The 22,864-nt window shown below is 51.0% G+C and carries 14 protein-coding genes, 1 tRNA gene, 2 rRNA genes and 4 pseudogenes; 8 read left to right on the top strand and 13 right to left on the bottom strand.

Annotated elements, in window-relative coordinates; genetic code table 11:
* Positions 1–37: 37 nt before the first annotated feature.
* Entirely contained in the window at positions 38–997 is a 960-nt protein-coding gene (locus SYMBAF_RS15655) for a glycosyltransferase family 2 protein (RefSeq protein WP_040263879.1), read from the bottom strand.
* 869 nt (positions 998–1,866) lie between these two features.
* The gene (typA, locus tag SYMBAF_RS15660) at positions 1,867–3,690 is read right to left on the bottom strand and encodes a ribosome-dependent GTPase TypA (protein WP_040263881.1); all 1,824 of its coding nucleotides are present in this window, start codon (positions 3,688–3,690) and stop codon (positions 1,867–1,869) included.
* Between the two features lie 366 nt (positions 3,691–4,056).
* Here typA and glnA point away from each other — a divergent pair, with 366 nt between their 5' ends.
* The 4 genes from glnA to SYMBAF_RS15680 all read left to right on the top strand — a co-directional run bounded on the left by glnA (position 4,057) and on the right by SYMBAF_RS15680 (position 8,345).
* Complete coding sequence (gene glnA / locus SYMBAF_RS15665) at positions 4,057–5,466, top strand: glutamate--ammonia ligase (protein ID WP_040263883.1); 1,410 nt, start codon at positions 4,057–4,059, stop codon at positions 5,464–5,466.
* Between the two features lie 171 nt (positions 5,467–5,637).
* Positions 5,638–6,693 (top strand): nitrogen regulation protein NR(II), encoded by a 1,056-nt coding sequence (gene glnL, locus SYMBAF_RS15670; RefSeq protein WP_040263885.1) that lies wholly within the window; start codon positions 5,638–5,640, stop codon positions 6,691–6,693.
* Positions 6,694–6,695: 2 nt separating this feature from the next.
* Positions 6,696–8,108, top strand: a complete 1,413-nt coding sequence (gene glnG / locus SYMBAF_RS15675) for a nitrogen regulation protein NR(I) (RefSeq protein WP_040263886.1) — start codon at positions 6,696–6,698, stop codon at positions 8,106–8,108.
* A 114-nt stretch (positions 8,109–8,222) separates the two neighbouring features.
* Positions 8,223–8,345 carry a YshB family small membrane protein gene (locus SYMBAF_RS15680; protein ID WP_152609042.1) on the top strand — a complete coding sequence of 41 codons (123 nt, stop codon included), beginning with the start codon at positions 8,223–8,225 and terminating at the stop codon, positions 8,343–8,345.
* Between the two features lie 54 nt (positions 8,346–8,399).
* On the opposite strand, the pseudogene SYMBAF_RS15685 reads toward SYMBAF_RS15680, so the two are convergent.
* Both SYMBAF_RS15685 and SYMBAF_RS15690 read right to left on the bottom strand, forming a co-directional pair.
* Positions 8,400–8,857: pseudogene (locus SYMBAF_RS15685) on the bottom strand (IS3 family transposase); the annotation flags it as partial.
* An 80-nt stretch (positions 8,858–8,937) separates the two neighbouring features.
* Positions 8,938–9,273, bottom strand: a pseudogene (locus SYMBAF_RS15690) (group II intron reverse transcriptase/maturase); the annotation flags it as partial.
* Positions 9,274–9,323: 50 nt separating this feature from the next.
* Here SYMBAF_RS15690 and SYMBAF_RS15695 point away from each other — a divergent pair.
* Positions 9,324–9,443: pseudogene (locus SYMBAF_RS15695) on the top strand (IS1 family transposase); the annotation flags it as partial.
* 31 nt (positions 9,444–9,474) lie between these two features.
* Here SYMBAF_RS15695 and hemN read toward each other — a convergent pair.
* Positions 9,475–10,848 (bottom strand): oxygen-independent coproporphyrinogen III oxidase, encoded by a 1,374-nt coding sequence (hemN, locus tag SYMBAF_RS15700; RefSeq protein ID WP_040263888.1) that lies wholly within the window; start codon positions 10,846–10,848, stop codon positions 9,475–9,477.
* A gap of 185 nt (positions 10,849–11,033) precedes the next feature.
* Positions 11,034–11,561 (bottom strand): Der GTPase-activating protein YihI, encoded by a 528-nt coding sequence (yihI, locus tag SYMBAF_RS15705; RefSeq protein ID WP_040263891.1) that lies wholly within the window; start codon positions 11,559–11,561, stop codon positions 11,034–11,036.
* Between the two features lie 250 nt (positions 11,562–11,811).
* On the opposite strand from yihI, the gene yihA reads away from it, so the two are divergent.
* Positions 11,812–12,480 carry a ribosome biogenesis GTP-binding protein YihA/YsxC gene (yihA, locus tag SYMBAF_RS15710; RefSeq protein WP_040263893.1) on the top strand — a complete coding sequence of 223 codons (669 nt, stop codon included), beginning with the start codon at positions 11,812–11,814 and terminating at the stop codon, positions 12,478–12,480.
* 261 nt (positions 12,481–12,741) lie between these two features.
* Here the strand turns inward: yihA and polA are convergent, their stop codons facing one another.
* The 4 genes and pseudogenes from polA to SYMBAF_RS15730 form a co-directional block, all read right to left on the bottom strand.
* On the bottom strand, positions 12,742–15,543 hold the full coding sequence (polA, locus tag SYMBAF_RS15715) for a DNA polymerase I (RefSeq protein ID WP_040263894.1): 2,802 nt from the start codon (positions 15,541–15,543) through the stop codon (positions 12,742–12,744).
* Positions 15,544–16,033: 490 nt separating this feature from the next.
* Positions 16,034–16,657, bottom strand: coding sequence for a thiol:disulfide interchange protein DsbA (gene dsbA / locus SYMBAF_RS15720; protein ID WP_040263896.1), 624 nt, complete (start codon positions 16,655–16,657; stop codon positions 16,034–16,036).
* Between the two features lie 29 nt (positions 16,658–16,686).
* Entirely contained in the window at positions 16,687–17,673 is a 987-nt protein-coding gene (locus SYMBAF_RS15725; RefSeq protein WP_040263898.1) for a serine/threonine protein kinase, read from the bottom strand.
* Positions 17,674–17,712: 39 nt separating this feature from the next.
* Positions 17,713–17,953, bottom strand: a pseudogene (locus tag SYMBAF_RS15730) (DUF1040 family protein).
* Between the two features lie 149 nt (positions 17,954–18,102).
* Between SYMBAF_RS15730 and mobA the strand changes: the two are divergent.
* On the top strand, positions 18,103–18,696 hold the full coding sequence (mobA, locus tag SYMBAF_RS15735) for a molybdenum cofactor guanylyltransferase MobA (RefSeq protein WP_040263900.1): 594 nt from the start codon (positions 18,103–18,105) through the stop codon (positions 18,694–18,696).
* A complete protein-coding gene (gene mobB / locus SYMBAF_RS15740) occupies positions 18,689–19,207 on the top strand; it encodes a molybdopterin-guanine dinucleotide biosynthesis protein MobB (protein ID WP_040263902.1) in 519 nt (172 codons plus the stop codon). Before mobA ends, mobB begins: the two co-directional genes overlap by 8 nt.
* 74 nt (positions 19,208–19,281) lie before the next feature.
* Here the strand turns inward: mobB and rrf are convergent.
* From rrf to SYMBAF_RS15755, 3 genes are all read right to left on the bottom strand, one after another.
* Positions 19,282–19,397, bottom strand: a 5S ribosomal RNA gene (gene rrf, locus SYMBAF_RS15745).
* A 106-nt stretch (positions 19,398–19,503) separates the two neighbouring features.
* A 23S ribosomal RNA gene (locus tag SYMBAF_RS15750) occupies positions 19,504–22,415 on the bottom strand.
* Between the two features lie 215 nt (positions 22,416–22,630).
* Positions 22,631–22,706, bottom strand: a tRNA-Glu gene (locus tag SYMBAF_RS15755).
* Positions 22,707–22,864: the final 158 nt, after the last annotated feature.

Genomic DNA, 22,864 nt, shown 5'->3' on the forward strand with positions numbered 1-22,864 from the left:
CACTAGATAACCCTTAGTTGATCTGCAAACTTAGATTTTAATCATCACTTCGGTTGCAATCATATTTTGCCAAATTTAAAACCCGTAAACGAATATCCTCTAAAATTTTACGATTTGCTGATAAGAGATCCGCGACAAAAGCAATAAGTATTGTTTGTAACCCCATTCCCAGTAGCACTGAAGCAAGTATAAGTGATTGAATATGACCAGAACCTTCACCACTAATAAATGCATATAGAAACCGTAGCCCTAATAAAAAACCTATGCTAAACAAAATAATACCGATATATCCAAAAAATCGAAATGGTCGATAAATAATAAAAATCCTGGCGATAGTAATAATGCTTATCTTAATATAAGAAGGTATACTCTTTATTAGACGAGAAGGTCGAAGATCTTCATTTACACGAACAGGAATAGACGTTATTGTTATGTTTTTCTGCCCAGCCTGAATAATAGTCTCTAATGTGTAGGTATAGTCATTAAATACCATCAATCGTTGAGCAGTGGATCGCGTCATCGCTCTAAAACCACTTGGCGCATCAGGTATATCTGTTTTACTCGCAATTCTAACAACCCAACTGCCTATTTTTTGAAGTAATTTTTTTATTGGAGAAAAATGTTCTATCGTAGATATTGGGCGAGCACCAATCACCATTTCTGCTTGATGCTGTAGAATAGGTTCTACTAGCGCAGGAATATCATCAGCGTTGTACTGATTATCAGCATCAGTATTCACAATAACATCAGCGCCTAGCTCTAAACACGCATCTAGTCCGGTCATAAAGGCTTTAGCAAGCCCTTGATTTCCCGTATGACGCACCACATGATCGACACCACATAATCTTGCAATCTCAGCGGTATTATCTTGACTTCCGTCATCTATAATCAGCCACTCAACAGAGTCAAACCCAGCCATTACTCGTGGTAAATCAGACAATGTCGTAGAAAGGGTTTCTGCTTCATTGAAACAAGGTATTTGAATTATTAGTTTCATTACTTTTTTAATTCTCAATGATTTTATTCATAAATAAAGTTGATGTTTTTTACACCTGCTCAAATAAGCCATGAGAATCATCCTTGCCCCTTGCACCTCTGAGTACTCTCGACAAACCAATGCCAATAAATGTTACAATCAGACAGATCTCATTACAACAATTAAAAAACAAAAAATGTTATTTTAATGTATAGTATTGAAATATATATATATTTTAAATAAATCAATAAGCATTAAGTTCATGTTATATAGGATTTTTCACAACTTTTTATACTCTCATGAAAATCTGTAGGTACAATTTTGCGATCGATGACCCATACAGCTTTGATCCCCAACGCTTGTGCAGCAGCGATACTCTCAGGATAATAATCAAATTATTATTAACATTAGGCGGCGTGTTTTCCGCGTTCAGCACATGCTGATAGATATTGGTGTCTAGCTTGCACACGCCGAGATCCTACGGCAGATATAGATGGTCTGCAGCGGCAGCGACTTCAGGGTCGTGCTGCGGTCAGTAATTGTTACAGTGCAGGCGATCGGTGTTTGAGAGTACTGCAAGCACACCGACTTTAGTTCCATGCACTTTTTGAGATCTCGGCTTGATTATTTATCAGACGGTATTCTTCCGGTATCAAAATGTTCAGCGATAGTGGCGAGCCGCTCATGATGGCTCCATACACCCAGCACAGGTTTAAAATCTGTATATAACCAAATAGATACGGAATAATCCTCTCCTCATCAGCCGATAAAATTTCACTGTTAGAGAAAAGATTAATTAGGGGGCAGAGAGAAACGTCGCACAAATGGGGGATTGCGGAAGAAAAAATCAGGGCGCGAGAATCGCGCCCTGAGCATAGCTAATTCAGCGATTAAGCGTCTTTAGAGCCACGGCTGGCACGCTTGCGATCGTTTTCCGTCAGATGACGCTTACGGATACGGATCGAGGTTGGCGTCACTTCTACCAGTTCATCATCATCGATAAACTCCAGAGCTTGCTCCAGGGTCATTTTGATGGCCGGAACTAAGGTTGTCGCTTCGTCAGTGCCAGAAGCACGCATATTGGTCAGCTTCTTACCCGTCAGGCAGTTGACGGTCAAGTCGTTGGAACGTGAGTGAATACCGATGATCTGGCCTTCATACACTTCCGCACCGTGGCCCAAGAACAGTTTACCGCGATCTTGCAGACCATACAGCGCGAACGCTACCGCTTTACCTTGACCATTAGAGATCAGTACGCCGTTCTGGCGCTGCCCTACATCACCTGGGCGCACATCGTCGTAGTGGCTAAAGGTGGAGTACAGCAAACCGGTACCGGAGGTCATAGTCATGAATTCGTTACGGAAACCAATCAAACCACGGCTTGGGATCACGTAGTCGAGACGCACACGGCCTTTGCCGTCTGGGTCCATGTTTTTCAAGTCCGCTTTACGCTCACCCATCGCCTGCATCACAGAACCCTGATGCTGCTCTTCAATATCCAGCGTGACGTTTTCGAACGGCTCTTGCTTGCGACCATCGATTTCACGGAAGATGACTTTCGGACGGGAAACCGCCAGTTCGAAACCTTCACGACGCATGTTTTCAATCAGAACAGACAGGTGCAGCTCGCCACGGCCAGATACGCGGAACGCATCAGCGTCTTCGGTTTCTTCAACGCGTAGTGCCACATTGTGCACCAATTCCTTGTTCAAACGCTCAAGGATTTGACGTGATGTCACGAACTTGCCTTCTTTGCCGCAGAACGGCGAAGTGTTGACGTTGAAGAACATGCTTACGGTCGGTTCATCCACAGACAATGCTGGCAGTGCTTCCACTGCGGCAGTATCACAGATGGTGTCGGAGATGTTCAACTCGCCCAGACCGGTGATGGCAATGATGTCACCCGCTTCAGCTAAAGTAGACTCAATACGCTCTAGACCCATGTGACCCAGCACTTTGCCAACTTTACCGTTGCGAGTTTTGCCTTCGCTATCAATGATAGTGACCTGCTGGTTTGGCTTCACTTTACCGCGCTTGATGCGGCCAATGCCGATCACGCCTAGGTAGTTGTTGTAGTCCAGTTGAGATATTTGCATCTGGAACGGCGCTTCCAACTCAACCTGCGGTGCCGATACATGATCAACAATCGCCTGATACAGCGGGGTCATGTCTTCCGCCATGTCGTTATGATCAGTCCCAGCGATACCCATCAGAGCGGATGCATAGATGATTGGGAAATCCAGCTGCTCGTCGGTCGCATCAAGGTTAACAAACAAGTCGAACACCTGATCAACAACCCAGTCAGGACGCGCGCCAGGACGGTCAACCTTGTTGATGACCACGATCGGTTTCAGGCCGTTGGCAAAGGCCTTTTTCGTCACAAAGCGGGTTTGCGGCATAGGGCCATCCATTGCATCCACAACCAGCAGCACCGAGTCAACCATTGACATCACTCGCTCTACCTCACCGCCGAAGTCGGCGTGTCCTGGGGTATCCACGATGTTGATGCGGTAGTCCTTCCAATTAATGGCGGTGTTTTTTGCGAGGATGGTAATCCCACGCTCTTTCTCCAAATCGTTGGAGTCCATTACGCGTTCGGTGGCTTCTACTCGCTCTCCGAAAGTACCGGATTGTTGCAGCAGCTTATCAACCAAGGTGGTTTTACCATGGTCAACGTGGGCAATAATGGCAATGTTACGCAAATTTTCGATCACAGCTTTGCCTCTGGCATTAGAAATAGCGCGCTATTGTACACGTATTAAGCGAGGGACTGAACAAGATCACCACCCTTCTTATAAACAATAGCGTAGCGGTCAGTTTGCAAGCCCTTTCACGGGGCAAAAAGCACCATCGGCGTACAACCGCACCATAATGGTGCTATATTTGACTCAAATCGCACCATGGCAGTGCTTTGCAGGGGTGATCGTGCAAGCTGGAAGGGTGCAAAACCCGCACAGCAAATCGGCAAAAGTACTGATGAAAAGTTGGCACAGTTTTCGCTTTACCCTTTTCAAAGGCAAGAAAGCCAGTTCCATAGATTCGTCACGACGACGACAATGATAAATCCGGGAGAAGTAAGTATGTCCGCTGAACACGTTTTGACGATGCTACATGAGCATGAAGTGAAATTCGTAGACTTGCGTTTCACCGACACCAAGGGTAAGGAACAACATGTCACCATCCCGGCTCATCAGGTGAATGCCGACTTTTTCGAAGAAGGTAAAATGTTTGATGGTTCCTCAATCGGCGGTTGGAAGGGCATCAACGAATCTGACATGGTGTTAATGCCCGATGCCAGCACGGCGGTACTGGATCCATTCTTCGAAGAATCCACCTTGATCGTTCGCTGCGATATTCTCGAACCGGGTACCATGCAAGGCTACGATCGCGATCCGCGCTCCATCTCCAAACGTGCAGAAGACTTCCTGCGTTCTTCCGGTATTGCCGACACCATGCTGTTCGGCCCAGAGCCAGAGTTCTTCCTGTTCGATGACATTCGTTTCGGCAGCAGCCTCCGTGGTTCCCATGTCGCTATCGACGATATCGAAGGCGCATGGAACTCCGGCACCACTTACGATGGCGGCAACAAAGGCCACCGTCCGGCGGTGAAAGGCGGTTATTTCCCGGTTCCCCCGGTCGATTCTTCACAAGACATCCGTTCTACCATGTGTCTGACCATGGAAGAAATGGGTCTGGTGGTTGAAGCACACCACCACGAGGTAGCGACCGCAGGTCAGAATGAAGTGGCTACTCGCTTCAACACCATGACCAAGAAAGCCGACGAGATTCAGATCTATAAATACGTGGTACACAACGTGGCACACGCCTTTGGCAAAACTGCAACCTTCATGCCGAAACCCATATTCGGTGACAACGGTTCCGGCATGCACTGCCACATGTCGTTGTCCAAGAATGGCAACAACCTGTTCGCTGGCGACAAATACGGTGGCCTATCTGAAATAGCCTTGTTCTACATCGGCGGCATCATCAAACACGCTAAAGCGATCAATGCCCTGACCAACCCGACTACCAACTCTTACAAGCGTTTGGTGCCAGGCTACGAAGCGCCAGTGATGTTGGCTTACTCAGCTCGGAACCGTTCCGCCTCCATCCGTATCCCGGTGGTCGCCAGCCCCAAAGCACGCCGTATCGAAGCTCGTTTCCCAGACCCAGCGGCCAACCCATACCTGTGCTTCGCCGCATTACTGATGGCTGGCTTGGACGGCATCATCAACAAGATCCACCCTGGCGATGCGATGGATAAAAACCTGTATGACCTACCGCCGGAGGAAGAGGCTGAGATCCCAAAAGTGGCGGGTTCTCTGGATGAAGCCCTAACAGCACTGAACGAAGACCGCGAGTTCCTAACCCGTGGTGGCGTATTCACCGACGATGCGATCGATGCTTATATCGAACTGCGTAAGGAAGAGATGGATCGCGTTCGCATGACACCACATCCGGTTGAGTTCGAGTTGTACTACAGCGTTTAAGCTATACCGTGCCGTCTGCGGGCGGCACCCACTTTTATGTTGCCGTGGACACTTTTAGCCCATCTTAGGATAGGTCTCTTCTCCACCGTATTTTCTGCAAAACTATTCCGTACAACAACCATCACGGATGGAGTAGAACAGGCGCACTAAAAAGGTGCAGGAGTCTGCCGTATGGCCACTGGCCAACTGCCCGATGCAGGGCAGATCCTTAATTCTCTCATCAACAGTATCCTGCTGTTGGATAATCAGCTTGCGGTTCACTACGCTAACCCAGCGGCACAGCAGCTACTGGCGCAAAGTTTCCGTAAACTTTTCGGCACGCCGCTGCCCGATTTACTCGGCTATTTTTCACTGGATATTGCTCTGATGCGTGAGAGCCTGCATGCTGGCCAGGGCTTCACCGACAACGAAGTAACTCTGGTGGTCGATGGACGCGCGCATATCCTTTCTCTAACTGCCCAAGCGTTGCCTGAGGGCCATATCTTGATCGAGCTGGCACCGATGGACAACCAGCGCCGCCTAAGCCAGGAACAACTGCAACATGCTCAGCAGATCGCCGCCCGTGATCTCGTGCGTGGTCTGGCTCATGAGATCAAAAATCCGCTCGGTGGCCTGCGCGGTGCAGCCCAGCTATTGGCTAAGGCGCTGCCCGATCCAGCACTGACCGAATACACTAAAGTGATCATTGAACAGGCTGATCGCCTGCGCAACCTGGTTGACCGCCTGCTGGGGCCTCAACGACCGAGCTTGTACATCACCCAAAGCATCCATCAGGTGGTGGAGAGAGTTTTCCAGTTGGTGTCATTGGAAAAGCCGTATAACGTCAAGCTGGTGCGCGATTACGACCCGAGCCTGCCTGACATCACCCACGACCCAGAGCAAATAGAACAGGTGCTATTGAACATCACCCGCAATGCCTTGCAGGCGCTGGGTGATGCAGGCGGCATCATCACGCTGCGTACCCGCACCGCGTTCCAGATCTCCCTGCATGGCACTCGCCACCGGCTGGCGGCACGCATCGATATTGGAGATAACGGCCCCGGCGTGCCAGCACAGTTGCAGGATACCCTGTTCTACCCGATGGTCAGTGGCCGTGAAGGCGGTACCGGTCTGGGATTATCCATCGCCCGTAATCTTATCGATCAACATTGCGGAAAAATTGAATTTAACAGTTGGCCCGGTCATACCGAATTCTCGGTCTACCTGCCTATTCATAAGTCGAGGTAGCTATGCAACGAGGGACTGTCTGGATCGTCGATGACGATAGCTCCATCCGCTGGGTGCTTGAGCGCGCGCTCGCTGGTGCAGGTGTGAACTGCATCAGCTTCGGCAACGGCGATGACGTGCTGGAAGCTTTGGCAACACAAACGCCTGACGTGTTGCTGTCCGATATCCGTATGCCGGGGATAGACGGTTTATCGCTGCTCAGGCAGATAAAACAGCGTCACCCGATGCTTCCGGTCATCATAATGACCGCGCATTCAGATCTGGATGCTGCCGTCAGCGCCTATCAACAAGGAGCTTTCGATTACCTGCCCAAGCCCTTCGATATCGACGAAGCAGTAGCGTTGGTTGAACGTGCTATCAGCCATTATCAGGAGCAGCAGCAGCCAACGCGCAACCAATCGACCAACGATCCTGCGGCGGACATCATCGGCGAAGCCCCAGCGATGCAGGACGTATTTCGTATCATCGGTCGCCTTTCGCGCTCGTCGATCAGCGTGCTGATTAACGGCGAATCGGGCACCGGCAAAGAGCTGGTCGCTCATGCCCTACATCGCCATAGCCCACGCGCCAAATCACCGTTTATTGCCCTGAATATGGCCGCAATCCCCAAAGATTTGATCGAGTCCGAGCTGTTCGGCCACGAGAAAGGGGCCTTCACCGGTGCCAATCAGATCCGACAAGGCCGCTTTGAACAGGCTGATGGCGGTACGCTGTTCCTCGATGAAATCGGTGACATGCCGCTGGATGTACAGACGCGTTTGCTGCGCGTACTGGCGGACGGTCAGTTCTACCGAGTCGGCGGCTATGCGCCAGTCAAGGTCGATGTGCGCATCATCGCTGCCACCCATCAGAATCTGGAACTGCGGGTGCGGGAAGGCAAATTCCGTGAGGATCTATTCCACCGCCTGAACGTTATCCGCGTACATTTGCCGCCGCTGCGTGAGCGCTGTGAGGATATCCCACGGCTAGCACGCTACTTTCTGCAAATCACAGCCAAAGAACTGGGCGTAGAAGCGAAGAATCTGCATCCAGAAACCGAAACCGCCCTAACTCGCCTACCCTGGCCGGGCAACGTGCGCCAGTTGGAGAACACCTGCCGCTGGCTGACGGTGATGGCCGCCGGACAGGAGGTGCTGCTCCAGGATCTGCCAGGCGAGTTGTTTGAAACTACCAAGCCGGAAAGTGGCGACCACAACACGCCAGGTAGTTGGGCAACGCTATTAGCTCAGTGGGCCGATCACGCGCTGCATTCCGGTCATCAAGACCTGCTGTCGGAAGTGCTGCCCGAATTGGAGCGCACTCTACTCGCTACGGCGCTACGCCACACCCAGGGGCATAAGCAGGAAGCCGCACGGCTGCTGGGTTGGGGGAGAAACACCCTGACCCGCAAGCTGAAAGAACTGGGTATGGATTAGCCATGTCGATTATAAAATCTTTCCATAACACGTACAAAAAACCAGCACACTCAGGCTTTACAGCGCGTACCAACGCGGTATGATCGGGTCGCACACGTAGATAGGAGGCTAACGATGCAGGGTTCATTCATCGAATTAATTTCCCAAGGCGCGGAGCTTGGCGCTGCCGCCTGCCATAATCCGCAAGTGGCGATCGCTGCGGTGCTGTGCGCCACGCTAATTAACTTCTTCAGTTAACAAAATAGCCGCTCAAAACTGGAGTGCCCCCGTTCCGGTAGACATTTTCTGTCCTCACGGTGAGGCCTTTTCGAAGGCCTCAGGGCTGACGCCACCAAGATGACTGTGGCACCAGGTTCGGTTGTAGAACATTCAATGTAATCGAAGATATCCGCCTGGGCCATGTCCCGGGTTTTATATATTCGCTTTCTGACACGTTCTTTTTTTAGCGAACTGAAGAACGATTCTGCCACAGCATTATCCCAACAGTTGCCACGGCGGCTCATGCTCGGGGTCAGATTATTGCCCCGGCAGAACCGCAGCCAGTCATCACTACCATACTGGCTGCCCTGATCGCTGTGCACCATCACGCTTTCGGCAGTTTTACGCTGCCAGACGGCCATCAGCAGTGCATCCAGTGCAAGTTCACGCGACAGCGTCGGTTTCATTGGCTAGCCCACCACATTACGGGCAAACAGATCGATGACCACGGCCAGATAGAGCCGGCCCTACCAGGTACGTAGTAGAGTAAGAGGCAGGGCGTAGTCGGACTATTTCCCTGCCTCTCCTCTCCGAACCGGACGTGCACCTTTCAGCGCATCCGGCTCTCCATTTAAATGCTGGCGAACGCCATTGCCACTTCAGTAAAACGCGATGTGTTTCTGACTTCTGTCCTCAGATAAGGATTACCTTCAGGCAAACGCCAACGGAACAGCTTCTTGCCTTGCCCGACCAACCGGTACAATATTTCACCATTGAGCTTGCCGTTATTGGTTTTACCAAATAAAACTCACGTCTTACTCTGGCCCGGTTTCGGTGATTTACACCACCACTTCATCAGGGATGCAATACCTATACGGTATTTGCGGGCCAGCCAGTGAGCCAGCGTCCAAAACACCACGCGATCGATATAACTGAACACTTTGGCCTTAAAATCAACGAACTGATATGTTAGTACCGATGTAAAAATGGGTCTTCCGCAACTTGGGTGGAAGACCCAAAAAATATACCCAGCGGATAGAGCGGCATAATCTCAATTTGCGAACCCATCTTAAACGACTGGCCCACAGGACTATCTGTTTCTCGAAGTCAGAAGAAATGCACGATAAGCTCATGGGGTTCACTTCACAAACGGCTGTTTTTTCATGCTTTAGATTACGCGAGAATACTGCTGGTTGCGCGCCTGCTGACGCAGGTAGCTATCGAAACACATGCAGATATTGCGGATCAGCAACCGGCCACGAGGCGTCACACAGATGCCCTGTTGGTCGCGTTCTACCAATCCATCGTGTTCAAACGGCGCAAGCAGTTGCAGATCCTCGGCGAAATAAGCGGAAAAATCGATGTCGTATTGCCGTTCTATCGGCTGATACTCCAACTGGAAATTGCAGATCAGCATTTTTATCACCTCATGCCGCAAACAATCGTCTTCCGTCATCGTTAGCCCACGCCACAGCGCATTGCCCTGCGCCTCTATACTGCTGTAGTAGCTCTTGAGTGCTTTCTGGTTCTGCGCATAACTGTCACCAAGCATGCTGATGGCGGAAACCCCCAACCCTAGCAGATCGCTGTCACCTTGGGTGGTGTAGCCCTGGAAATTACGATGCAATCTACCTTGCCGTTGGGCGATCGCCAGCTCATCGTCTGGCCGTGCGAAGTGATCCATGCCGATAAACTGGTAGCCGGCCTGGATCAGCGCCTCAATGCTCTGCTGCAAAATATCCAGTTTCTGCAGTGCACTGGGCAGGTCAGCGTCTTTGATCTTGCGTTGGGCAGCAAACAGATTCGGCAAGTGTGCATAGTTGAATACGCTAAGGCGATCCGGGTTTAGCACTACCACTTGCTGTAATGTGAAGGCGAAGCTTTCCAGCGTTTGCTTTGGCAAGCCGTAAATCAGATCGATATTGGTAGAATGGAAACCCAATGCTTTGGCACGGGCGATTAAGGCAAAGATAAATTCTTCATCCTGCTCGCGGTTGATCCGTTGCTGCACCTGTTTGTTGAAATCCTGCACGCCCATGCTCAGGCGGTTAAAGCCTTCGCTGCGTAAATGGTCGAGCATGTCCAGCTCAATCTCGCGCGGATCAATCTCAATCGACATTTCCGCATCAGGCAGAAAATCATAGTGCTGACGTAACAGTGCTACCAGCCGGCTGATTTGCACCTGGGTCAGGTAAGTCGGCGTACCCCCACCCCAGTGCATCTGGACAACTTGGCGGCCTGCAAACAACGGCGCTCGCTGGGCGATTTCACGCGCCAACACCTGTAGGTATTCCTCAGCTTTGTGCGCCTGGCGCGTCACCAGTTTGTTGCAACCGCAGAAATAGCACAGTTTGTGGCAGAAAGGGATATGTACATACAGCGACAGCGGACGTTTGGGGTAACGTGCAGCGGCGCGTTGAAACATCGCGTGGTCGTAGCTCTGGTTAAACTCTAGTGCCGTAGGGTATGAGGTATAACGCGGCCCTGAGTAATTATATTTCTGGATCAGGGCCAAATCCCAGACGATCGGCTGTTCTGACATGCTTGCTCACTCCTTCCGATATTTTTTCCTACCGGGCCGGAGAGGGGCAATGGTCTACACTGTCTGGCCACGGAAGCACTGCGCAAACGCGCTTTGCGCTTAGACAGCCACCATAGTGTACTGAATAGCCACAGCAGATAACACAACAAGAGTGTGGCTATGGTCGGGAACAGCCCTATGGCGCGTTAAAATATGTCATTCGGGTTACCGCTTTTTAGCAGTTTCAGAATGTCTTCCTGTTTTTCTTCCTTGTCATCACCCAACTCGATGCCCAGTTGATCCATCAACACATCGATGCGATCCAGCATCTGGTCAACGTAAGCCTGCTCTTCCGTGTTTAGCGTGTCGCGCCCGTCAAGGCGATCCAGTAATGCATCCAGACGTTCGTCATTTTCCAGCTTCGCCAATTCTTCTTCCGGTGATAGACGTGGTTTGACCTCAGCCTTGGGTTTAGGCTGTGGCTTGGCTTTAGCTTTGGTTTCCACCAGCGCCACTGGCACTTTACTGCCGATACGCGGATCTTTGGCTTCTGCCGCCGCTTTGTTTTTCTGGTTGCTGACTTGAGTGCGGGAGCCGGCGGCATGACCACGGCTTTTTTTCAAACGTTTGCGCTCACGGGCTTCCTGATCAAGCTCTACACGGCTTTTCTTTTTTGTTTTTGGCTTCGCCGCGCTGTTGCGGGGGATGTGAGGTGTTTTTGATGGCTGATTCATGGCGTATGCTCTTAGGTAGGTAGATTCAGTATAGAATCGCAGCGGAATCTAGCAGAAAGCAGACAAAGAAAAAAGGCAGCAGGTAAAGCTGCCGGACTTTTTCGTACCTTATCGAAAAGGATATTCATGCTACGCGCACCACTGCGACCCCCTACTGGCCCGTTGCTTAAAAACAAAGAAACGCATCATTTTACCGCTGATAAAGTTATAATCGCCAACCTATTAGCCATCCCCACGGAGACGAAAAACTTTGACCAGCAAGAATTACAACTATCATGTGACCCATTTCGTCACCAGTGCGCCCGATATTCGCCATCTGCCGGGGGATGAAGGTATTGAAGTCGCGTTTGCTGGCCGCTCCAACGCCGGTAAATCCAGCGCGTTAAATACCCTGACGAACCAGAAAAGCCTGGCACGTACCAGTAAAACGCCGGGGCGCACCCAACTGATCAACCTGTTCGAAGTCGAAGAGGGTCATCGCTTGGTAGACTTACCGGGTTATGGCTATGCTGAAGTGCCGGAAGAAATGAAACGCAAATGGCAACGTGCGCTAGGTGAATACCTACAAATGCGCAATTGCCTGAAAGGGCTGGTGGTGCTGATGGATATCCGTCATCCGCTAAAAGATCTTGACCAGCAGATGATCCAATGGGCAGTCGATGTCGGCACGCCGGTATTGGTGCTGCTAACCAAGGCCGACAAGCTGGCCTCTGGCGCACGTAAAGCCCAGCTCAATATGGTGCGAGAAGCCGTGCTACCGTTTATGGGTGACATTCAAGTTGAAGCCTTCTCTGCAACGAAAAAAATCGGCGTTGACAAATTGAGCCAAAAACTGAATATCTGGTTTAATGAGATCCCGCCGGAAGTGCTGCCGAAAGAAGAAGACACCAACAGTGAATACCTTAAAAGCGGTAACTGAAAGCATCCCGATGCATTTAATCCTAAGTGATTCGGGTGAGCAAAGGGCTTGGTGCTGTTTTTACAACAAAAAGCGCCCCACTCATTAATGCTGACTGGGGCGGTTGATATTCAGCCAAAACCTGATTGCGTGAAGTAAAAATTCTAAAAAATAGAATACATTACCTCTACACCCTACGGCGGTAATTCCGCATCACTTTTTCGCAGGGGAAATAATTTTTGTCGTTCATTGACACAACCTATTGCTCAAGAACAGCGAAGATCAGTGAGCCTCATCCCAGTTGGCACCCACGCCCACATCCACCTTCAGCGGTACCGCCAACGCCATGCTGCCTTCCATCAACTCACGGATGCGCTGGCTGGATGCGTCAATCACTGATTCATGCACCTCAAATACTAATTCATCGTGCACCTGCATAATCATACGTACCAGCGGCTGTCCTTGTTCCTGTATCCAGGCATCAACCTCAATCATTGCACGCTTGATAATATCTGCGGCCGTACCCTGCATCGGGGCGTTAATCGCCGCACGCTCGGCCGCTTTGCGGCGCATGCCGTTGCTGGAACGGGCATCCGGCAGATATAACCGGCGGCCATCCAGGGTAGTAACATAGCCCTGTTCAGCGGCCTGCTGGCGGGTGCGTTCCATATAGTCCAGCACCCCCGGATAACGTTCAAAGTAGCGATCCATATAGCGCTGGGCTTCGCCGCGCGGAACCCCCAACTGGCGTGCCAGGCCAAAGGCGCTCATGCCGTAAATCAGCCCAAAGTTAATCGCCTTGGCACTGCGGCGCTGTTCGCTGGCTACTTTGTCCAACGGCACGCCAAACACTTCGGCTGCTGTGGCGCGGTGAATATCTTTACCCTCGGCAAAAGCTTTCAGCAATCCTGCATCTTGCGACAAATGAGCCATAATACGCAGTTCGATTTGCGAATAGTCCGCAGCGACGATGCGATAACCCTCAGGGGCGATAAACGCCTGGCGAATACGCCGACCTTCATCGTTGCGCACCGGAATGTTTTGCAGGTTCGGATCGCTGGAAGAGAGACGCCCAGTGGCCGTCACCGCCTGATGGTAAGAGGTATGTACCCGGCCGCTGACCGGGTTAATCATCAGCGGCAACTTGTCGGTATAGGTGGTTTTCAGCTTTGCCAGGCCACGATACTCCAGGATCACCTTCGGCAATGGGTAATCCAGCGCCAACTCGGCCAAGACTTCTTCATTAGTTGATGGCGCACCGCCTGGGGTTTTCTTTAGCACCGGCAACTTTTGCTTTTCGTACAGAATAGCCTGTAGCTGCTTGGGCGATGCCAGATTAAACGGTTCTCCCGCCAATTCGTGCGCCTGAATCTCCAACTCGCCCAGCCGCTTGGTCAGTTCCTGAGAATGAACCGACAAAATAGCCGGATCGATCAACACCCCAGTGCGTTCGATATGTGACAACACCGGTACCAGTGGCATGTCAATCTCATTGAACACCCTCAGCAATTCGGCACTTTGCTTCAGTTGCGGCCACATCGCCAGATGTAACCGCAGCGTAACGTCGGCATCTTCCGCCGCGTAGAGTGCCGCCTGCGCCAAAGCAATTTGGTTGAACGTCAACTGATTTTTACCCTTGCCGGCGATCTCTTCAAAGGTGATGGTCTTATGACCCAGGTAACGATCGGCCAAGTTGTCCATATCGTGACGACCGCCAACGCTGTCCAGCACGTAGGATTCCAGCATGGTGTCGTAGGCGATGCCGCGCAGGTTAATGCCGTAGCGCGCCAGCACGCCCATGTCGAACTTCAGATTTTGCCCGACTTTCAGCACTTTTTCGTCTTCCAATAGCAGCTTAAGCCTTTCCAGCACAGAGGCACGATCCAACTGCGCTGGTGCATCCAGATAGTCATGCGCCACCGGCAGGTAGGCGGCTTCACCCGGTGCTATGGCGAACGACAAGCCAATCAGGTTGGCGCTCAGCGTATCCAATCCGTCGGTTTCGGTATCAAAGGCGAACACGTTGGCCTTTTTCAACCGTTGCAGCCAGTCAACGAAAGTGTCTTCGTCCAAAATAGCGACATAGCCATCCTGCGGTAGCATGGCTTCCGCCGCAGCCTTTGGTTTTTCTGCCTCTACACTTGCCGACTTCGCCACACCAGCGGTTTTCACTCCTGACCCTTTTTTGTTTTCCAGCCAGGCACCGGTTTCTACATCCGCCAGCCAACGTTTGAATTCATACCGTTTGAATAGCTGCTGCAACACGTCAATATCCGGCGCAGACATGTTAAGGTCGGCGTAGGAAACCTCCAGTTCAACGTTGGTTTTGATGGTCGCCAGTTTGTAGGAAAGGTAGGCTATCTCTTTGTTCTGCTCCAGCTTGGCCGCCATAGTCTTCGCACCACGGAAGCTGAGCGTAGCGATGCTGCCCAGGTTATCATACAGCACATCCAACCCGCCAAGACCCTGTAACAGCGCCTGTGCGGTTTTCTCACCAACCCCTGGCACGCCAGGGATGTTATCTGAAGCATCGCCCATCAGCGCCAGGAAGTCGATAATCAACTCAGGTGGAATGCCGTATTTGTCGCACACTTCTTGCGGCCCGAGGACGGTGTTGTTCATGGTGTTGATCAGAGTGACGTTCGGCGTGACTAATTGGGCCATGTCTTTATCCCCAGTACTGATCAGCACTGGATGGCCAGCCATTTCAGCCTCCAGCGCCAACGTGCCGATAACGTCGTCCGCCTCAACACCTGGCGTAACTAGTAGCGGCAGCCCCATAGCCTTGACCATTTTATGCAGCGGTTCGATTTGCGTGCGCAGATCGTCCGGCATCGGTGGGCGATGCGATTTGTACTCGGCGAACAGTTCATCGCGAAAGGTTTTTCCTTTAGCATCAAACACCACTGCAACATGGCTGGGCTGGTACTGTAGCAGCAGGCTGCGCAGCATATTCAACACGCCATACATTGCTCCAGTCGGCTCGCCCGCCGAGTTGGTCAGCGGTGGGAAAGCGTGATAAGCACGGTAAAGGTAGGAGGAACCATCAACCAGGATTAATGGGTTTTCTACTATCTGGGCCATGGTGTTTCTTTATAGTGATCAGACATAGCGATAAGCATGCCATAGCTGGCCGCCAGAGACGAACTTTAGTGTGCATTACAGATGAAAATGATGTGATAGTACTAGAAGAACTACAACATCGCTTCTGTGGATAACTTTGTGTATAGAAAAAATCACAGATTATAACGATGCGTCTTTAATTGTGATGAAAACAAAAAAAACATTTTAAATCAACAAACTAAATAGATTGTTTTTTACTGACTGATAATAATCAGCTTTTACTCGATCTGTGGATATAACGTTAATCACACTATTAATAAAATTCAGCGCTCCAATTACCTTAGCACAAGATACATAGATTGCATGAAAAAACAGCAAATGATGGTTCCCTATTATAGCGGCGCTTGATATCCCGATGACCCCTTGCAGATTTATAATTTAATGTGCGATTAAAATACGTCCATACAGAAAAAAGCCGGCTGAGAGCCGGCGAGTTCATTTTTATTCGCGCTTATTTTTGTTGGCTGAGGAATTTGACCACATCGGCAAACTGCTTCACGTAGGCATCCATTGAGCTGGTGTCCAGGCCGTCATTTTTGACCATGTATTTGCCGTTAACAAATACGGCTGGAACGCCACGTAGCTGGAGATCTTCTGCAGCTTTCTCCTGTTGAACCACCAAAGATTTCACTACAAAGCTATTCAAAGCAGCATCGTAATCCGCCGCGCTCACGCCGGCTTTTACAAACACGCTGCGGATATCATCAGAGGTCTTTAGGGTCTGGGTTTTCTGCACCGCTTCAAACATCAACGGGCTGACCTTGTCTTCCACACCCAACGCCATCGCAACAGCCCAAGCCTGAGTTAGCGGTTTGCCCAGTGACCCTAGGAACTCAACGTGGTATCTGGCGATTTTGGTGTCAGCAGGTAGTGCTTTTTTCACGTTCTCAGAAACATGATAAATCTGCTCAAACTGATAGCAGTGCGGGCAGTAGAAGGAAAAAAACTCCAGTATCTGTGGCTCGCCAGTCACTGGCTTGTCCAGGGTAACGTACTGAGCACCATCGCTGAACTGCGCAGCCATGGCACTGAATGCCATTGCCATGCCAACGAGCGCCAACCAAATTTTCTTCATAAGACTCAACTCTCCATTATGTTAAAGCTTCAATACATTGGCGTCAGCTGTAGAGGAGGCTCCTGCAACAGCTTAACCTGTTCGGTGAAAGCCGCCGTCTGAGATAACCAAAAATCAGACGCCGCCATCCACGGAAAAGTTTTAGGGAAAGCTGGATCATACCAACGGCGAGCGATCCAAGCCAGATAGTACACCATGCGCATTGCCCGCAACGGTTCGATCAATGCTAGCTCACGATGATCGAACTCGGCAAACTCGGCGTAAGCTTCCAGCAAAATATCCAACTGCATCAAACGATCACCGCGCTCGCCGTGCAATAGCATCCACAGATCCTGTATCGCCGGGCCGTTACGGGCATCATCAAGATCGACAAACAGCGGGCCATCACGCCACAAGATATTGCCTGGATGGCAATCACCGTGCAAACGGCGCGGTTGCCAGCCCAACTGCCAATGAGGCTTGACCGCCTCGATCAGACTGTCCAACGCCTGCAAAAAAGCATCGCGTTGCACATTTGGCAACAGCTCGCAGCTTGCCAAAACCTGACGCGGCGCGGTGAGATACTCTTCAATGCCCATCGTCAGGCGCTCGGCAAACAGACGCTCACCACCCACCTGATGAATGCGTCCTAGAAAGCGGCCTACCCATTCCAATTGATCCAGATTGTCGATCTCATACTGCCGCCCGCCCACGCTGGGGAATACGGTAAAGAAGAAACCGCCATAGCTATGCAGCGTATTGCCCTGTAGTACCCGTGGCGCTACCGCCGGGATCTCCGTCTGAACCAGATCCAGGGCAAATTGATGTTCTTCACCAATTTGCTGAGCACTCCAGCGCTCCGGGCGATAAAACTTCACCACATAGCGTTTACGGTCTTCGCCCATAAACTGGTAGACGCGGTTCTCATAGCTGTTCAGCGCCGTCAGTCCGGAATCAACACGCAACCCAACCTCTTCGAGCGCATCCATAATCAGATCGGGCGATAGGGTTTGAAAATTAAAAGTAGAGTTATTCATAACGTTCCACAAGTAATGCTTCTTCGCATCGCATAAAAACTAATCTTTGATAACCCCACGAGCACGTAACAGCGTCGTTTTAAAATCTTCTTCGTAATCTTTTCTCAGGCCAGGAATTTATTCCGTGCCAGCACTACCACGCATTTTCAAGATGATAGATAAGGGTATCATCACTCAACTTGGACAACTTTTGCAAAAGTTGAATCAGATTGAGATCGTAATCATCCTGCCGGGCGGGGTGCAATAGCCCGATCAGCTCGTTTGCACCATGCGTTTTCATATCAGTATCGTCCAGTGGTTTGAATAAAAACACAAAGTAACAGGCATTATCAATGCAGTGAAAGAAGCAGCTTGTCAATAAAGGTAAAAACTGATGTTACATCAACTTTAGCGTTACAATCAGAACATTAACAAAATAGGATGATAAATATGCATCAAGGAATTAGCGGAGTAATTCTGGCTGGTGGTAGGGGCATGCGTATGGGTGGTGAAGATAAAGGCTTAATGCCGATAGGAGGCATCACCCTTTATCAATATGTACTGGCCCGATTGCGACCACAGGTGAGTTCAATCGCCATCAGCGCTAACCGCAACCAGGCACGCTATCAGACAAGTGGCCTGCCGGTGATTGGCGATTTGACGCCCGATTTCTCCGGCCCGCTAGCCGGTATGCTCGCCGGGCTGGAACAGGCTACCAGCGAGTGGGTGGCATTTGTACCCTGTGATGTACCCGATTTTCCAACTACGCTGATCGAACAGTTCTGGCTGCAAAAAAGTACCTCTTTGGCCACCTACGCCAGCGACGGAGAACGTGACCACCCCACACTGGCACTACTACATATCAGTCTGGCACCAAAGTTGGCCGATTATTTAGCTCAGGGTAAGTGCAAGCTGATGCTGTTCCTGGAAAGCATCGGCGCACAACAAGTCATTTTCAAAGGACAACAGTCGGCCTTCCACAACCTCAATACCCCGGAAGATTTCCAGCACTGGCAGATGGAGCGAGGTCTGCACAATGAATAATTCACTCCCTCCTATACTGGCCATTGGTGCCTATAGTGGAGCAGGGAAAACAACTCTACTTAAACAATTAATTCCATTGCTTAAGCAGCGACAGGTGAGAGTCGGGTTAATCAAGCATACCCATCACAATGTGGATGTCGATATTCCGGGCAAAGACAGCTACGAATTACGCAAAGCGGGTGCCGACCAGACGTTGGTAGCCAGCGTTCGCCGCTGGGCATTGATGACCGAAACGCCGGCTCAGCAGCCGTTGGATCTGCGCTATCTAGCCAGTCGCTTTGATATCAGCAAGGTAGATCTGATTCTGGTGGAGGGGTTTAAACATGAACCAGTCAGTAAAATCATTCTCTACCGGGAAGAAATAGGCAGGCCGCTTGAGGAAATGTTAGATGAATTTGTCATCGCCGTCGCCAGCGATCAACAGGTCGCTTTAAATATCAGATCATTGGATATCAATCAGTCGGAAAGTATTGCCAACTTTATTGTGGAATGGCTGAAAGGCACAACGTAGCTGTGCTGTTTTTTCTTTTCCATTCGATGGAAAAAGCCCCATGCTTTCGCATGAGGCTTTCTACTTTATTTGATGCCTGGCAGTGTCCTACTCTCACATGGGGAGACCCCACACTACCATCGGCGCTACGGCGTTTCACTGCTGAGTTCGGCATGGAATCAGGTGGGACCACCGCGCTATCGCCGCCAGGCAAAGTCTGTTTCATTCTCGGCCGTTACTCACGTAACCACCAGAACCAATCTCGGAACTCGCTGAAAATAACTCCACCCCTGCCTATAACACACCTTCGGTGTTGTAAGGTTAAGCCTCACGGCTCATTAGTACTGGTTAGCTCAAAGCATCGCTGCTCTTACACACCCAGCCTATCCACGTCTTCGTCTTAAACGTGCCTTCAGGGACCTCTCAGACCCAGGGAAGACTCATCTCGAGGCCAGTTTCGCGCTTAGATGCTTTCAGCGCTTATCTGTTCCGCACTTAGCTACCGGGCAATGCCATTGGCATGACAACCCGAACACCAGCGGTGCGTTCACTCCGGTCCTCTCGTACTAGGAGCAATCCCTCTCAATCTTCCTACGCCCACGGCAGATAGGGACCGAACTGTCTCACGACGTTCTAAACCCAGCTCGCGTACCACTTTAAATGGCGAACAGCCATACCCTTGGGACCTACTTCAGCCCCAGGATGTGATGAGCCGACATCGAGGTGCCAAACACCGCCGTCGATATGAACTCTTGGGCGGTATCAGCCTGTTATCCCCGGAGTACCTTTTATCCGTTGAGCGATGGCCCTTCCATTCAGAACCACCGGATCACTAAGACCTACTTTCGTACCTGCTCGAGCCGTCACTCTCGCAGTCAAGCCAGCTTATGCCTTTGCACTAAACTCACGATGTCCGACCGTGATTAGCTGACCTTCGTGCTCCTCCGTTACTCTTTGGGAGGAGACCGCCCCAGTCAAACTACCCACCAGACACTGTCCTCACCCCGGGTCACGGGGCAAAGTTAGAACATCAAACATTAAAGGGTGGTATTTCAAGGGTGGCTCCTCGCAGACTGGCGTCCACGATTCACTGCCTCCCACCTATCCTACACATCAAGGCTCCATGTTCAGTGTCAAGCTATAGTAAAGGTTCACGGGGTCTTTCCGTCTTGCCGCGGGTACACTGCATCTTCACAGCGAGTTCAATTTCACTGAGTCTCGGGTGGAGACAGCCTGGCCATCATTACGCCATTCGTGCAGGTCGGAACTTACCCGACAAGGAATTTCGCTACCTTAGGACCGTTATAGTTACGGCCGCCGTTTACTGGGGCTTCGATCAAGAGCTTCGCCTTGCGGCTAACCCCATCAATTAACCTTCCAGCACCGGGCAGGCGTCACACCGTATACGTCCACTTTCGTGTTGGCACAGTGCTGTGTTTTTATTAAACAGTTGCAGCCAGCTGGTCTCTGCGACTGGCTTCAGCTCCCTCCGATACGGAGTTCACCTACATGCCAGCGTGCCTTCTCCCGAAGTTACGGCACCATTTTGCCTAGTTCCTTCACCCGAGTTCTCTCAAGCGCCTCGGTATTCTCTACCTGACCACCTGTGTCGGTTTGGGGTACGATTAAAGGTGACCTGATGCTTAGAGGCTTTTCCTGGAAGCAGGGCATCAACAGCTTCTGCACCTTGGTGCATCGTCATCACGCCTCAGGGTTTCTGTATGGCGTTCCGGATTTACCCAAAACGCCCCCCTACACGCTTAAACCGGGACAACCGTCGCCCGGCCTGCCTAGCCTTCTCCGTCCCCCCTTCGCAGTCACACCCAGTACAGGAATATTAACCTGTTGCCCATCGACTACGCTTTTCAGCCTCGCCTTAGGGGTCGACTCACCCTGCCCCGATTAACGTTGGACAGGAACCCTTGGTCTTCCGGCGAGCGGGTTTTTCACCCGCTTTATCGTTACTTATGTCAGCATTCGCACTTCTGATACCTCCAGCACCCCTCACAGGACACCTTCAACGGCTTACAGAACGCTCCCCTACCCAACAACGCATCAGCGCCGCTGCCGCAGCTTCGGTGCATGGTTTAGCCCCGTTACATCTTCCGCGCAGGCCGACTCGACCAGTGAGCTATTACGCTTTCTTTCAATGATGGCTGCTTCTAAGCCAACATCCTGGCTGTCTGGGCCTTCCCACATCGTTTCCCACTTAACCATGACTTTGGGACCTTAGCTGGCGGTCTGGGTTGTTTCCCTCTTCACGACGGACGTTAGCACCCGCCGTGTGTCTCCCGTGATAACATGCTTCGGTATTCGCAGTTTGCATCGGGTTGGTAAGCCGGGATGGCCCCCTAGCCGAAACAGTGCTCTACCCCCGAAGATGAATTCACGAGGCGCTACCTAAATAGCTTTCGGGGAGAACCAGCTATCTCCCGGTTTGATTGGCCTTTCACCCCCAGCCACAGGTCATCCGCTAATTTTTCAACATTAGTCGGTTCGGTCCTCCAGGTGGTGTTACCCAACCTTCAACCTGCCCATGGCTAGATCACCGGGTTTCGGGTCTATACCTTGCAACTCTTCGCCCAGTTAAGACTCGGTTTCCCTACGGCTCCCCTATGCGGTTAACCTTGCTACAAAATATAAGTCGCTGACCCATTATACAAAAGGTACGCAGTCACACCTCAACGGTGCTCCCACTGCTTGTACGTACACGGTTTCAGGTTCTTTTTCACTCCCCTCGCCGGGGTTCTTTTCGCCTTTCCCTCACGGTACTGGTTCACTATCGGTCAGTCAGGAGTATTTAGCCTTGGAGGATGGTCCCCCCATATTCAGACAGGATGTCACGTGTCCCGCCCTACTCATCGAACTCACAGCCAGTGCATTTTTGTGTACGGGGCTATCACCCTTTACTGCGCGACTTTCCAGACGCTTCCACTAACACACCCGCTGATTCAGGTTCTGGGCTGGCCCCCGTTCGCTCGCCGCTACTGGGGGGATCTCGGTTGATTTCTTTTCCTCGGGGTACTTAGATGTTTCAGTTCCCCCGGTTCGCTTCGTCAAGCTATGTATTCACTTAACGATAGTGTGACGTATCACACTGGGTTTCCCCATTCGGGTATCGCCGGCTATAACGGTTCATATCACCTTACCGGCGCTTTTCGCAGATTAGTACGCCCTTCATCGCCTCTGACTGCCTAGGCATCCACCGTGTACGCTTAGTCACTTAACCTTACAACCCGAAGGTGTCTCACTTCGCATTGCAAACAGGTGAGTGTCACCATGACAGCTTGACCCTTACCCCAATACCTCTACGCAGGGATAAGCTTCAGCCGCCATTTTTCAATTTTCAGCTTGTTCCAGATTGTTAAAGAGCACTATCTCAAACCCGACTCGCAAGTCAGCTTTGAGATAGTCGGTGATAATGTCTTCCACTCATTATCACAATGGCGTCCCCAAGGGGATTCGAACCCCTGTTACAGCCGTGAAAGGGCAGTGTCCTAGGCCTCTAGACGATGGGGACACAGAAATTGCCTGGCAAATCGCTGATTGGCTATTTCCGTGTAAAGGCGCAACTCTGCTGGCAAAGTCAAGCAACCACGGTGTTAACCACTCAGTCGCCTCTAGCGCCTTTCAACGAAAGGGTTTTCTTGCTCATCGACATTCATCAGACAATCTGTG

Origin of the sequence: Serratia symbiotica (assembly GCF_000821185.2) — a bacterium.
In the GTDB taxonomy this organism is placed as follows: domain Bacteria; phylum Pseudomonadota; class Gammaproteobacteria; order Enterobacterales; family Enterobacteriaceae; genus Serratia; species Serratia symbiotica.

Excerpts from the sequence above, each read along its gene's own strand:
- SYMBAF_RS15655 (WP_040263879.1), bottom strand. The coding sequence starts at position 997 with ATGAAACTAATAATTCAAATACCTTGTTTCAATGAAGCAGAAACCCTT.
- glnA (WP_040263883.1), top strand. The coding sequence starts at position 4,057 with ATGTCCGCTGAACACGTTTTGACGATGCTACATGAGCATGAAGTGAAA.
- glnL (WP_040263885.1), top strand. The coding sequence starts at position 5,638 with ATGGCCACTGGCCAACTGCCCGATGCAGGGCAGATCCTTAATTCTCTC.
- glnG (WP_040263886.1), top strand. The coding sequence starts at position 6,696 with ATGCAACGAGGGACTGTCTGGATCGTCGATGACGATAGCTCCATCCGC.
- SYMBAF_RS15680 (WP_152609042.1), top strand. The coding sequence starts at position 8,223 with ATGCAGGGTTCATTCATCGAATTAATTTCCCAAGGCGCGGAGCTTGGC.
- hemN (WP_040263888.1), bottom strand. The coding sequence starts at position 10,848 with ATGTCAGAACAGCCGATCGTCTGGGATTTGGCCCTGATCCAGAAATAT.
- yihI (WP_040263891.1), bottom strand. The coding sequence starts at position 11,561 with ATGAATCAGCCATCAAAAACACCTCACATCCCCCGCAACAGCGCGGCG.
- polA (WP_040263894.1), bottom strand. The coding sequence starts at position 15,543 with ATGGCCCAGATAGTAGAAAACCCATTAATCCTGGTTGATGGTTCCTCC.
- dsbA (WP_040263896.1), bottom strand. The coding sequence starts at position 16,657 with ATGAAGAAAATTTGGTTGGCGCTCGTTGGCATGGCAATGGCATTCAGT.
- SYMBAF_RS15725 (WP_040263898.1), bottom strand. The coding sequence starts at position 17,673 with ATGAATAACTCTACTTTTAATTTTCAAACCCTATCGCCCGATCTGATT.
- mobA (WP_040263900.1), top strand. The coding sequence starts at position 18,103 with ATGCATCAAGGAATTAGCGGAGTAATTCTGGCTGGTGGTAGGGGCATG.
- mobB (WP_040263902.1), top strand. The coding sequence starts at position 18,689 with ATGAATAATTCACTCCCTCCTATACTGGCCATTGGTGCCTATAGTGGA.